Annotated in this window: 10 protein-coding genes; 8 read left to right on the top strand and 2 right to left on the bottom strand. The window is 74.1% G+C overall.

Going from position 1 to position 12,379, the window contains the following annotated elements; genetic code table 11:
* Positions 1-288: 288 nt before the first annotated feature.
* From NHH00_RS12730 to NHH00_RS12720, 3 genes are all read left to right on the top strand, one after another.
* Positions 289-2,487, top strand: a complete 2,199-nt coding sequence (locus NHH00_RS12730) for an adenylyl cyclase (RefSeq protein ID WP_253052682.1) — start codon at positions 289-291, stop codon at positions 2,485-2,487.
* Positions 2,488-2,629: 142 nt separating this feature from the next.
* Positions 2,630-4,678 (top strand): TPM domain-containing protein, encoded by a 2,049-nt coding sequence (locus NHH00_RS20735; protein ID WP_308202304.1) that lies wholly within the window; start codon positions 2,630-2,632, stop codon positions 4,676-4,678.
* Between the two features lie 98 nt (positions 4,679-4,776).
* On the top strand, positions 4,777-5,580 hold the full coding sequence (locus NHH00_RS12720) for a PspA/IM30 family protein (RefSeq protein ID WP_253052680.1): 804 nt from the start codon (positions 4,777-4,779) through the stop codon (positions 5,578-5,580).
* Between the two features lie 77 nt (positions 5,581-5,657).
* Here NHH00_RS12720 and NHH00_RS12715 read toward each other — a convergent pair whose 3' ends face one another.
* Positions 5,658-6,416 (bottom strand): type 1 glutamine amidotransferase, encoded by a 759-nt coding sequence (locus NHH00_RS12715; protein ID WP_253052678.1) that lies wholly within the window; start codon positions 6,414-6,416, stop codon positions 5,658-5,660.
* Positions 6,417-6,508: 92 nt separating this feature from the next.
* On the opposite strand from NHH00_RS12715, the gene NHH00_RS12710 reads away from it, so the two are divergent.
* Positions 6,509-7,108: an NYN domain-containing protein gene (locus NHH00_RS12710; RefSeq protein WP_253052676.1), complete on the top strand. Its 600-nt coding sequence runs from the start codon at positions 6,509-6,511 to the stop codon at positions 7,106-7,108.
* A 60-nt stretch (positions 7,109-7,168) separates the two neighbouring features.
* On the opposite strand, the gene NHH00_RS12705 is transcribed toward NHH00_RS12710, so the two are convergent.
* Positions 7,169-8,416: a winged helix DNA-binding domain-containing protein gene (locus NHH00_RS12705; RefSeq protein WP_253052674.1), complete on the bottom strand. Its 1,248-nt coding sequence runs from the start codon at positions 8,414-8,416 to the stop codon at positions 7,169-7,171.
* Positions 8,417-8,533: 117 nt separating this feature from the next.
* Between NHH00_RS12705 and NHH00_RS12700 the strand changes: the two genes are divergently transcribed.
* From NHH00_RS12700 to NHH00_RS12685, 4 genes are all read left to right on the top strand, one after another.
* Entirely contained in the window at positions 8,534-9,271 is a 738-nt protein-coding gene (locus NHH00_RS12700) for a response regulator transcription factor (RefSeq protein ID WP_253052672.1), read from the top strand.
* Complete coding sequence (locus NHH00_RS12695) at positions 9,268-10,962, top strand: sensor histidine kinase (RefSeq protein WP_253052670.1); 1,695 nt, start codon at positions 9,268-9,270, stop codon at positions 10,960-10,962. The genes NHH00_RS12700 and NHH00_RS12695 overlap by 4 nt, the downstream gene beginning before the upstream one ends.
* Positions 10,963-11,209: 247 nt before the next feature.
* Positions 11,210-11,941 (top strand): HD domain-containing protein, encoded by a 732-nt coding sequence (locus NHH00_RS12690; RefSeq protein WP_253052668.1) that lies wholly within the window; start codon positions 11,210-11,212, stop codon positions 11,939-11,941.
* Positions 11,942-12,064: 123 nt separating this feature from the next.
* Complete coding sequence (locus NHH00_RS12685; protein WP_237840153.1) at positions 12,065-12,358, top strand: WXG100 family type VII secretion target; 294 nt, start codon at positions 12,065-12,067, stop codon at positions 12,356-12,358.
* Positions 12,359-12,379: the final 21 nt, after the last annotated feature.

The following is a 12,379-nucleotide window of genomic DNA, read 5'->3' as shown; positions in this document are numbered from 1 at the left end:
GGTACCCGCCCGGCACGGAACGACGCCCAGAGCTGACCGAGAACGCACAGGACCTGGGCGTCGTGCAGTGACGCGGCCCCCGCTCCGTTGAGTGCTGGGGATGTGTCGTCCCGGGGCGGTTCTGCCGACAGATCCCCAGCACTCGGCGCACGTCCCACGATGTGAGAGCGCTCCCAAGAAGTTACTGACAAGACAGTCAGTCGTGGCCTAGGCTCCCCGCATCAGCGCGACGACGCGCTGGCGTCGGCGCGCTGGCGTCGACTCCCCGTTCGAAGGAGAACACCCACCGTGACCCTCTCGACGACCATCCCCGGCGCGGGCAGGACAGCCCGTCGAGCCCGCGCCGCCGGTGCGGGCGTGGCGGCGCTCGCCGTGGCCGCGACGGGCGTGGCGCTCGGTGCGCCCGCCACGGCCGCCCCGGCCACCGACCCCGACCTCGGACCGAACGTCGTCTTCATCGACGACTCGTGGTCGGTGGACCAGATCAACACCTACCTCGCGTCGATCAACGACGAGGCGGAGTTCAGCCAGGACCGGCACGCCGTGTTCTTCGAGCCGGGCGTCTACGGCGACGCGTCCGGCGCGAACGACCCGGCGACGGCGACCGGCATCGTCAACGCGGAGGTCGGCTACTACACCGCGATCGCCGGCCTCGGCGCGCAGCCCGATGACGTGCTCGTCAACGGCGCGCTGAGCGTGCAGCCCGTCGTGAGCTGCCCGAGCAACCCGTGGAGCTGCCAGGACCCGGGCTCGCTCACGCGCTTCTGGCGCTCCCTGAGCAACGTCGCGATCAACCCGATCCAGCGCCCGGTCGACGAGGACGTGAACCGCCCGTTCCCCGCGGGGATCACCGACCCGCACCAGCTCCGGTTCGCGGTGTCGCAGGCCGCGCCGCTGCGCCGGGTCGACATCCAGGGCGACCTCACGGTGTTCGGGCGCTTCGGCGAGTACGCGAGCGGCGGCTACCTCGCCAACTCGCGCGTCTCGGGCCGCCTCGTGACCGGCTCGCAGCAGCAGTGGTACACGCGCAACTCCGAGGTCGGCACCTGGGACGGCGGCGTGTGGAACATGGTGTTCTCCGGCGTCGAGGGCGCCCCGGCCACGGACTTCGGGCCCCGGCCCGACGGCACCACCGGCAACAAGACGACGCTCGACACGACCCCGCTGAGCCGGGAGGCGCCGTTCCTGTTCCGCGACGGCGAGGACCTCGCCGTGTTCGTGCCGCACGCGCGGACCGAGACGCGCGGCGTCGACTGGTCGACCGACGCCGACGCGGGCCAGAAGCTCTCCCTCGACGCCTTCTTCGTCGCCCACGAGGGCGACTCGGCGGCGGAGATCAACGCGGCCCTCGCGACCGGCAAGAACCTCCTGCTCACCCCCGGCGTCTACCACCTCGACGAGGCGATCCGCGTCGAGAACCCCGGCACGGTCGTCCTGGGCCTCGGCTACGCGTCCCTCGCCCCGACGTCGGGCACCGCGGCGCTGGAGATCGGCGACGTCGCGGGCGTGAAGGTGGCGGGCATCACGGTCGACGCCGGACCCGTCGAGTCGGACGTCCTCGTGCGCGTCGGTCCGGCGGACGCGCACGTGGCGGACGCCGCCGACCCGACGACGCTCACCGACGTGTTCGTCCGCGTCGGCGGGCCATGGGTCGGCAAGGCGACGACGAGCATCGAGGTCAACAGCGACCACGTGCTGCTCGACCACATCTGGGCCTGGCGCGGGGACCACGGCAGCGGCATCGGGTGGGACCAGAACACGGGCGACCACGGCGTCGTCGTGAACGGCGACGACGTGACCGCCACGGGCCTGTTCGTCGAGCACTACCAGAAGAACCAGACGATCTGGAACGGCGAGCGCGGCCGCACGGTCTTCTACCAGAGCGAGATCCCCTACGACGTGCCGAGCCAGGCCGCGTTCATGGACGGCGACCGCACGGGGTACGCGTCGTACCGGGTGGGCGACCACGTCCGGCGGCACGACGCCGTCGGGGTGGGCGTGTACTCGTTCTTCAACCAGGGCGTCGACGTGCGCGTCGCGAGCGGCATCCAGACGCCAGTCCGCGCAGGCGTGACGTTCCGGTCGATGACGAGCGTCTTCCTCAACGGGTCGGGCGGCATCGAGCACGTCGTCAACGACACGGGCGCTCCCGCCGTCGGCTCGTTCGCGTCCCCGCAGGTCGTGGCGTACCCGACCGACCTCCCCGCGGAGGCGGACGTCACGGTCGAGGCCACGACGCGCTGCCTCGCGGGCACGGCGTACGTCGCGGTCCGGGCGACCAACGGCGGCGACGCGCCGCTCGCGGTGACGCTCTCGACGCCGTTCGGGTCGCGCACCGTCGCGAGCGTCGCCCCGGGCGCGAACGCGTACCAGTCGTTCGCGGTGCGCGCCGCCTCGGTGGCGGCGGGCGACGCTGTCGTCAGCGCGGTCGCCGGAGGCGTCACGAGCGAGGTCAGCGCGCCCTACGCGGCGCTGACCTGCGGGTGACCGACCGCACCGGTCGAGCGTCACGAGGCCCGTCTCCCCGAGAGGGAGGCGGGCCTCCGCCGTCGTGCCGGCCGACGGCGGTGCGCCCCACGGCGCCCCGGCCCCGATTGCGGGACCCCAGGGGCTGGGAAAGGATCGGCGCGTGAGCACGGCCCACCGTCCCTCGCTCCCCCGCGCCGCCGCGGACCGTGGCGCGCGCGCGTCGCTCGCCCTCGTCGCGGCGGCGCTCGTCGCCCTCGTGACCGGCCTCGCTCTGCTCCTCCCCGCCGCGACCGCCCACGCTGTGGCCCCGATGGACGTTGCCGACGAGATCACCGACCCCGACGGCGTGCTCGGCGACCGGACCGACGCGGTCCAGGACGCGCTCGACCGCCTCGCGCAGGACACCGACCTCCAGCTCTTCGTCGTGTACGTCGCGAGCTTCGACGGCATGGACGGCGTCGACTGGGCGAACGCCACGGCGAACGCGTCCGGGCTCGGCGTGGACGACCTGCTGCTCGCCGTCGCGACCGAGGACCGCCGCTACGGGCTCTCCTACGACAACAACGTGTCCCTCACCGACGCCGAGCTGGACCGGATCTCCGCCGCGGTGGAGGACGAGCTGCGGGACGACGACTGGGCGGGCGCCGCGATCGCCGCGGCCGAGGTCGCGCGCGGCGCGAGCCAAGGCTCCGGGGGCGTGTCCTGGTTCTGGGTCCTGCTCGGCCTCGGCGTGCTCGTCCTCGTGGTCGTGCTGGTCGTCCGGTCGGTCGCGAAGCGCCGCCGCACCACCCCGGGCGGGGTCCCTGCGGAGGGTGGTCTCGCGGCCCTGCCCACCGACGAGCTCAACCGGCGCGCGAGCGCCGCGCTCGTCGCGATCGACGACGCCGTGAAGACCTCGGAGCAGGAGCTCGGCTTCGCGCAAGCCCAGTTCGGCCTCGAGGCGACGCGACAGTTCTCCGCCGCGCTCGCCGAGGGCAAGCAGAAGGTCTCCGAGGCGTTCATGCTGCGCCAGCAGCTCGACGACGACCGCCCCGAGACCGAGCCGCAGGCCCGGGACGCGATGGCCCGCATCGTCGCGCTGTGCGACGAGGTCGCGGCGTCCCTCGACGCCCAGTCGCGCACCTTCGACGAGCTGCGCGACCTCCAGGCGCGCGCCCCGCAGGTGCTCGACGAGACCGACCAGCGCGCGAGCGAGGTCCTCGCCCGCGTCGAGCCGGCGCGCGCGACGCTCGACGCGCTCGCTCGCACGTACCCGCCGACGTCGCTCGCGTCCGTCGCGCAGAACCCCGACCAGGCACAGGCGCTCGTCGCGAACGCCCGCGAGTCCGTCGCCCGGGGCCGCGAGGCGCTGGCCGGCAAGGACCGGGCCGCGGCCGTGGCCCTCGCCCGGGCGGCGCAGAACGCCGTGGGGCAGGCGGTCACGCTGCTCGACGCCGTCGACCGGGCCGGCGCGGACCTCGCCGAGTCGGGCCCGCGCCTCGACCGGGGCCTCGCCTCGATCACGTCGGACATCGCCGACGCCGGCCGGCTCGCCCCCGCGGACCCCGCCGTCGCCCCGGCTCTCGCGGAGGCGCAGGCCGCCGCGGCCGCGGCGGGGACCGCGCGCGACGGCGGAGACCCCCTCACGGCGCTGCGGCGCCTCACCGAGGCCGAGGCCGCGCTCGACGCCGCGCTCGCCCCGTTCCGTGAGCGTGCCGAGCAGGCAGCGCGCGCGAACGCGCTCCTGCGCGACACGCTGGCGCGCGTCGACTCGCAGGTCCGCGCGACGAACGACTTCATCGAGACCCGGCGCGGCGCCGTCGGGCCCGAGGCACGCACCCGGCTCTCGGAGGCGATCCGGCTGCTCGGCGAGGCCCGCGCACTCCAGCCGACCGACCCCGTCGCCGCGCTCGAGCGCGCGCAGCAGGCCGACGCGCAGGCGCAGTCCGCCGCGCAGCGCGCCCAGCAGGACGCGTCGAGCTGGCAGTCGTCGCAGGGCGGCGGGATGTTCGGCGGTGGCGGCGGCGGGAGCAACGTCGGGGGGATGGTGCTCGGCGGGATCCTGCTCGACTCGATCCTGCGCGGCGGGGGCGGCGGCCGGTCCGGCGGGTTCGGGGGCGGGAGCTTCGGGGGCGGCTCCGGCGGCGGCGGCTTCGGCGGCGGCCGGTCGGGCGGGCGCTCGGGCGGACGCTCGTCGGGCGGGCGTTCAGGCCGCGGCGGGCGCTTCTGACCAGACTGCGAGCCCCCCGGACCAGACCGGACCACGGACGAGACGGACCAGCACACAGCACCGACCAGCACGAGACGGCTCATCAGAGAGGGACGACCATGGCGGAGAAGCAGAGCATCTTCGGACGGATCGCGCAGCTCGCCCGCGCGAACATCAACGCGCTCCTGGACAACGCGGAGGACCCGCAGAAGATGCTGGACCAGCTCGTGCGCGACTACACGAACAACATCGCCGACGCCGAGCAGGCCGTCGCGCAGACCATCGGCAACCTGCGCCTCGCCGAGCAGGACTACAACGAGGACGTCGCCGCCGTGCAGGAGTGGGGTCAGAAGGCCGCCGCCGCGTCCGCGCAGGCCGACCGCTACCGGCAGCAGGGCGACACCGCCAACGCCGACAAGTTCGACAACCTCGCCAAGATCGCGCTCGGCAAGCAGATCTCCGCCGAGGGCGAGGTCCGCCAGGCCGAACCGCTCATCGCCTCTCAGCGCGAGTCCGTCGAGAAGCTCAAGTCCGGCCTCGCGATGATGAAGGACAAGCTGGGCGAGCTGAAGTCCAAGCGCGACTCCCTCGTCGCGCGCCAGAAGAGCGCGCAGGCCCAGCAGACCGTCCAGGGCGCCATCAGCTCGATCAACGTGCTGGACCCCACGAGCGAGATCTCGCGCTACGAGGAGATCGTCCGCCGCGAGGAGGCGCAGGCGATCGGCCAGGCCGAGGTCGCGGCATCGAGCATCGACTCCCAGTTCGCCGAGCTCGAGACGTCCGGCGAGGCCGTCGAGATCGAGGCCCGCCTCGCCGCGCTCAAGCAGGGGTCGTCACCCGCGCCGCAGGTGTCGCCCACCCAGGTCACGCCCGCGATCGAGTCCGGCACCACGACCCAGGACGCCCCGACCTCCGACTGGTGACGGCCCGCTAGCCCCCCGGTCCGCCGAAGGAGAAACCCAGGTCGCGCGCTCCCCCGCGGAAGGGCCGCGGCGTGAGGTCAGGCCGGGACGCTCCGTCCGACGGTCGTGCGGACCTCGGCGACGAAGGCCTCGGCGAGGCGTCGGCCGCCGTCGAGGATCTCCGGCGCGTGCTCGTCGAACCCGGACAGTGCGGCGGCGGTGTCGACGTCGTCGTACGCGTCGCACCACGCCTCGAAGCCCGCGCGCGCCGTCTCGGGGTGGAACTGCACGCCGAGCGCGGAGCCGAGGCGGAACGCCTGGTAGGGGTACATGTTGGACGACCCGAGCCAGACGGCGCCGCGCGGGAGGTCGACGATCGCGTCGGCGTGCATGCTCGTCACGTACCGCACCGGTGCGTCGCCCGCGGCGAGCGCGGAGAGCACGGGGTCGGCCTCGGCGTCGGCCCGCCAGAACACGCGGGTCGCGCCGGCCTCGCGCCCCGGGGGCGCGGCGACCTGGACCTGGCCGCCGCCGGCGACGGCGAGGAGCTGGGCGCCGAGGCAGATGCCGAGCGTCGGGACGCCGGTCGTCGCGGCCGCGAGCAGGGTCTCGCGCAGCGCGGGGAGCCAGGGGGCGCGCTCGTCGTCGTGCGCGGACATGTGCCCGCCGAGGACGACCAGGCCGTCCCCGACCTCGTCCGCCGACGGGATCGCGTCGCCGTCGTCCGCGCGCACGACCCGCAGGTCGGCGGCGAGCAGCTCGGCGAAGCCGTCGAGCGTGACGTCCGGGGAGTTCTGGACGACCGTGATCCGGACGGTTCCGGTTGCGGCCGTGGCGTCGGTGTCGTACGTGGTCACGAGGTCCGACGGTACCCACTCCGGGGTACCCCGACGCAAACACCCACGTCGTGGACATGGCAGGCGACCGTCGCGCGGATAGGCTGACCAGCATGTCCGACCTCCAGACCCCCGACGGCCGAACGCTGACGACGCCGCGCCGCACCTATCTCGTCGTCGACGGCGAGAACATCGACGCGACGCTCGGCATGAACGTCCTGGGGCACCGGCCCGCGCCGGAGGAGCGGCCACGGTGGGACCGCATCGTGGAGTTCGCCCGTCAGGCCTGGGGCCAGGACGTCACGCCGCTGTTCTTCCTCAACGCGTCGTCGGGCCAGATGCCGATGTCGTTCGTGCAGGCGCTGCTCGCGATGGGCTACCGGCCGATCCCGCTCGCCGGGTCGAGCAGCGAGAAGGTCGTGGACATCGGTATCCAGCGCATGCTGGACGCGATCGTCGACCAGCCGGGCGACGTGCTCCTCGCGAGCCACGACGGCGACTTCCTGCCGCAGGTCGAGACGCTGCTCGAGGACCCCGACCGCCGCGTGGGCGTCCTCGCCTTCCGCGAGTTCGTCAACGTGCGGCTCACCGAGCTCACGGGGCGCGGGCTGCAGGTGTTCGACCTCGAGGACCACGCGGGGGCGTTCACGACCGTCCTGCCGCGCGTGCGCATCATCCCGCTCGAGGAGTTCGACCCGATGCGCTACCTCTGACCGCCCTGTCGAGTGCCGGGTAGTCGTCGTCGCAGCGCTTCCGGGACGACCACCCAGCACTCACGGGATGCCGTGGCCTCCGGCGTTGAGCTCGCGGTACAGGGGCGTCGGGAACGACGCCGTCACGCCGTCGCCGCCGAGGAGCGCCGCGATGCGCTCGGCCTCCGCGGCGACGGCGCGCTCGGCGTCCGACCCCACGTCCTCGAGCAGCCGGAACGCGGGCTCCCCGCCGGGGCGCACGACCCACGCCCCGACGATCCGGCCCTCCCACCAGACCGTCGCGCCGGCGTTGCCGATGGTGTCGAAGACCGCGGCCTTGTGCGGGCCGAGGTACCAGTCGCGCGCGGCCCAGCCCATCGTCGTCGGGTCGAGGGCGGGCAGGAGCGCGACGCTCCCCTCCAGCGGGGCCTCCTCGGGGCCGGGCAGGTCGGTCCCGCGCAGCATCACGCCGGCCTGCGGGGCCGGGTCGTCGGGCGTGCCCGTCTCGACCTCGACGGCGACGACGTCGAGCCCCGCGAGCGCGGCGCGCGTGTCCCGCAGGTTCCAGCCGGTCCACCATGACAGGTCCTTGACCGTCGCGGGGCCGAACACCTCGAGCCAGGACCGGGCCAGCGCCGTGCGCGCGACCGCCTCGTCCATCGCGGGGATGCCGCCCGGGAACCAGTCCTCGACCGGCGACCAGACGTGCCGGTTGGACGACCACGACCCGCGCGGCTCGCCCCGCACGACCGCGCCCTCGGCCGAGAGCAGCGCCGTGAGCGGGGACGTCATGGTGCGGCGCACGTCCCAGGTCTTGGCGGTGGTGGGCAGGAACGCGGTGCGCAGGAGCGGCGCGGCCTTCGACAGGCTCGCACCGTCCATCGGACCGTGCTCCGCGAGCGCGCCGTGCACCTGGGCCTCGACGGCGGCGAGGAAGGTCGCCGCGTCGTCGACGGGCGGGTCCGTGGGCAGCGTCGCGAGCTGCTTGAGCAGGTGGGCGCGCAGCCGGCGGGCCACCGCGAGCGCCGCGGCCGCGTGCACGACGGGCACCGTCTCGCGCCGCACGACGAACATCGTGCGCCGCATGGCGAGCACCTTGACCAGGGTGCGCCGTCGGAACACGGCGTCGCGGACGTCGTCGAGCACGAGGCCGGGGACGCGCGCGAGGACGGAGAGGTACACGCTCGGGGCGTCGGTGGCGTGCAGGGCGAGCAGCCGGTCGACGACGTCCTCGGGGGTGCGGGCCGCCGGCCGTCCGGGCAGGTCCGCCGCGAGCGCGAGCTGTTGCGCGACGAGTCGCCGCCGCCTCTGGTCCACCGTGATCCGCACGTCCGCCATCCTGCCCGACGCCGCCCACGCGCACCGCGCGGACGGCGTCTCCGGAACCCACCACGGGTGGAGCCCTTTCCCAGGCGACTCCCAGACCGCGGGAGGACACTGGAGGACATGAGCACCACGCCTGAGGCACGCCTCGTCGTCGTCGACGACGAGCCGAACATCCGCGAGCTGCTGGCCACGTCCCTGCGCTTCGCCGGGTTCGAGGTGCACGCCGCCGCGGACGGGCAGAGCGCCCTGCGGCTCGTGCGCGACGTCGACCCCGACCTCGTCGTGCTCGACGTCATGCTCCCGGACATGGACGGGTTCACCGTCACGCGGCGCCTGCGCGAGAAGGGGCAGCACACACCCGTCGTCTTCCTCACCGCGAAGGACGACACGCGGGACAAGATCACCGGCCTCACCGTCGGCGGCGACGACTACGTGACGAAGCCCTTCAGCCTGGAGGAGGTCGTGGCGCGCATCCGCGCGGTGCTGCGCCGCACGCACGCCGAGCCCGTCGAGGACGCGGTGCTGCGGTTCGCCGACCTGGAGATGGACGAGGACTCGCACGAGGTCCGCCGCGCGGGCATCGACGTCGACCTGTCCCCCACGGAGTTCAAGCTCCTGCGCTACCTCATGCTCAACGCGGGCCGCGTGCTCTCGAAGGCGCAGATCCTCGACCACGTGTGGCAGTACGACTGGGGCGGCGACGCGAACATCGTCGAGTCGTACATCTCGTACCTGCGCCGCAAGATCGACAACCTCACCGTCCCCGGTCCGGACGGCGAGCCCGTCGCCCTCCCGCCGCTCATCCACACCAAGCGCGGCGTGGGCTACCTGCTGCGCCAGCCGCCGACGACCTCATGACGTCCGGCCCCGACCGCACGACGACGGGGTCCCGACCGGTCCCACCGCCCCCTCCCCCGCCCCCCGGGTCGCGCACGACCCCAGCCGGCCCCGCGCCGTCGGGCACGGGCGACACCTCCGAGGCGGAGGCTCCCTCCTCGCCGGGCGACGGCGGCCCGACGGCGGAGCGCCCCTTCGGCCGACCCGTCCCCACCGAGGGGTGGGGCTGGTTCGCGCGGGTGCCGCTGCGCGCCCGGCTCGTCGCGATCACGGTGCTCCTGCTCGCCGCCGGGCTCGGGCTGGCGTCGGTGGTGACGACGACGGTCGTGTCGAGCTATCTGGTCGAGCAGGTCGACGACCAGCTCAACCGGACGGCGCAGGACCTCGCGAACGAGCCGTTCCAGAGCCTGCCCGGGACAGCCTCGACCATGCCCTCCGACTACTACGTGCTGTATCGGTTCGCGGACGGCTCCGAGGTCGAGCGCAAGACCGACGTCACCCTGCTCCGGTACGGGGTCCCCGACATTCCCGCGCTGTCGGAACCGGAGCTGCGAGCCCTCGACGGCGAACCGTTCACCGTGGATGCCACCACCTCGACTCTCGGGGTGGCCGTCCAGCCGACGCAGTGGCGGGTCATCGCCCTCACACGGCCTACCGAGGACGGCGCGGTGGAGAGCGCGTTCGTGGCGCTGCCGCTGACAGGCATCCACGAGACGGTGAAGATCCTGGGGCGCACGCTCGCCCTGTCCGCCCTGGGCATCGCGCTCGTCGGCGGCGCGATCGCCTTCCTGGCGGTGCACCGCTCGCTGCGCCCGCTGCGCGAGATCGAGGAGACGGCGGCGGACATCGCGGCGGGCGACCTGTCGCGGCGCGTGCGCCCCGCCCCGCCGACGACCGAGGTGGGCTCGCTGGCCGCGTCGCTCAACGCGATGCTCTCGCAGATCGAGGAGGCGTTCGCGGTCCAGGAGGCGTCCGAGGAGCGGATGCGGCGGTTCGTGTCCGACGCGAGCCACGAGCTGCGCACGCCGCTCGCGACGATCCGCGGCTACGGCGAGCTGTACCGGATGGGGGCGCTCGACACGCCCGACAAGGTCGACGACACGATGGGGCGCATCGAGGACTCGGCGACCCGCATGGGCACGCTCGTCAACGACCTGCTCGCGCTCGCGCGGCTCGACGAGGGTCGACCGCTGCGGCACGAGCCCGTGGACCTCGTGTCGCTCGCACGCGACTCCGCGCAGGACCTGCACGCGCTCGACCCGACCCGGGACGTCCGCCTGGTCGGCCTGTCGGCCGGGGCGCAGGCTCCGGACGCGCTGCGCGTGGTCGGCGACGAGGACCGCCTGCGCCAGGTGCTCGCGAACCTCGTCGGGAACGTCGCGCGCCACACGCCCGCGGGGACGCCGGTCGAGATCGCGCTGGGCACCGTCCGCCCCGCGACGCCCCCCGACGACGTGCCGGACGGCGCCCGCGACACGGTCGCCGTGCTCGAGGTGCGCGACCACGGCCCGGGCGTCCCCGACGAGCAGCGCGGCCGGGTGTTCGAGCGGTTCTACCGCGCGGACTCCTCGCGCAACCGCGCCTCGGGCGGCTCGGGCCTGGGCCTGGCCATCGTCGCCGCGATCGTGGGCGCGCACCGGGGGCGGGTGTCGGTGCGTGAGACGACGGGCGGCGGCCTCACCGTCCGCGTGGACCTCCCGCTCGCCTCCTGACGGACGCGCACCCCGTCCCACCTGCGGGTCTGCCCCGGTCCGCACGACGTGACGCGCGGAGGTCCTCGCCGCGGTCCCGAGCCGGCGCCGAGTGCGGCTACGATGGCGGGTCGTCCCGCGAGACCTAGGCTGGTCGTGAGGCCGCGCGGCGACGCGGGGGCCTCCGCGCCAGGTGCCCACCTGGTGACGACGACCTCCGTCATCTCCTCGTGTCCGTCGAAGTGTCCGTCGAAGAAGGCGAAAGTTCATGGGCGTCTACAGCGCCGACGCACCGCAGTGGTTCCTCTCCTCGTTCGTCCGCAGCGCCCGCGGCGCCGGGGCGACCGCCCCGGACGACGAGGTCCGCGCCGTCGGGCAGGGGCTGCTCGACCGCTGGGACCAGCCGGACCGCCACTTCCACAACCTGCGGCACCTCGCCGACGTGCTCGGCCGGGTCGACGAGCTCTCCGAGGAGACTCACGACCCCGACCTGGTGCGGCTCGCCGCCTGGTACCACGGCGCGATCTTCGACGCGAAGGGCCGTGCGACGTACGCGAACAAGGGCGGCGAGGACGAGTCCGCGAGCGCCATGCTCGCGACCGCCGAGCTCACGAGCCTGGGGGTCCCCGAGCCGGCGGTCCGCCGCGTCGCGTACCTCGTGAACGCCCTCGTGCGGCACGCGCCGGACGCGTCGGACTTCGACTGCGCGGTGCTGTGCGACGCCGACCTCGCGATGCTCGCCGCCGAGCCGCAGCGCTACAAGGAGTACCTCAAGGACGTGCGCGACGAGTACGCGCACATCCCGAAGCCCGACTACGTGCGGGCCCGGATCGCGATCCTCACGAAGCTGCTCGACCGCCGCTCGCTCTTCTCGAGCCCGCTCGGCGCGGCGTGGGAGGAGCCCGCGCGGCAGAACCTCGACGCGGAGCTGCAGCGGCTGCGCAAGGAGCAGCGCAAGCTGGCAGAGGCGTCGACGCCGTCCACAGGCCCCGCCTCCTGACCCGTCGTCCACAGGGACGCCGTCGCTGCCCGCAGCGCCCGGCGTCTCCTGGTTAGCGTCGTCGTCGCCCGGCGCGTGTCGGGCACAGGACGGTCCGCGGGCCGACGAGACGACGGAGACGACATGAGCCGGTACGAGGTCGACAGCGCACGGGTGGCCCAGGCGAGCGCGGCGGTGAACGGGTCGGTGACCGCGATCCGGGCCGAGGTCGGCGCCATGATGCGCCACCTCACCGACCTGCAGGCGTCGTGGCGCGGCGGGGCGGCGACGTCGTTCACGGGCGTGATGACGCAGTGGCAGACCACGCAGAACCAGGTCGAGCTCGCGCTCGACGACATCACGGCGGCGCTCGGCGCGGCCGCCCAGACGTACGCGGACGCCGAGTCGCAGGCCGCGCGGCTCTTCACGACGCGTTAGGCGCCGGAGCGTCGGCGGCGT

Origin of the sequence: Cellulosimicrobium cellulans (assembly GCF_024124905.1) — a bacterium.
Taxonomy (GTDB): domain Bacteria; phylum Actinomycetota; class Actinomycetes; order Actinomycetales; family Cellulomonadaceae; genus Cellulosimicrobium; species Cellulosimicrobium cellulans_G.
This window is presented reverse-complemented; position numbering and strand designations above follow the sequence as displayed.

Bases quoted from the DNA above. Each gene is read 5' to 3' on its own strand.
- NHH00_RS12720 (WP_253052680.1), top strand. From the start codon at position 4,777: ATGGCGGAGAAGCAGAGCATCTTCGGACGGATCGCGCAGCTCGCCCGC.
- NHH00_RS12710 (WP_253052676.1), top strand. From the start codon at position 6,509: ATGTCCGACCTCCAGACCCCCGACGGCCGAACGCTGACGACGCCGCGC.
- NHH00_RS12700 (WP_253052672.1), top strand. From the start codon at position 8,534: ATGAGCACCACGCCTGAGGCACGCCTCGTCGTCGTCGACGACGAGCCG.
- NHH00_RS12695 (WP_253052670.1), top strand. From the start codon at position 9,268: ATGACGTCCGGCCCCGACCGCACGACGACGGGGTCCCGACCGGTCCCA.
- NHH00_RS12690 (WP_253052668.1), top strand. From the start codon at position 11,210: ATGGGCGTCTACAGCGCCGACGCACCGCAGTGGTTCCTCTCCTCGTTC.
- NHH00_RS12685 (WP_237840153.1), top strand. From the start codon at position 12,065: ATGAGCCGGTACGAGGTCGACAGCGCACGGGTGGCCCAGGCGAGCGCG.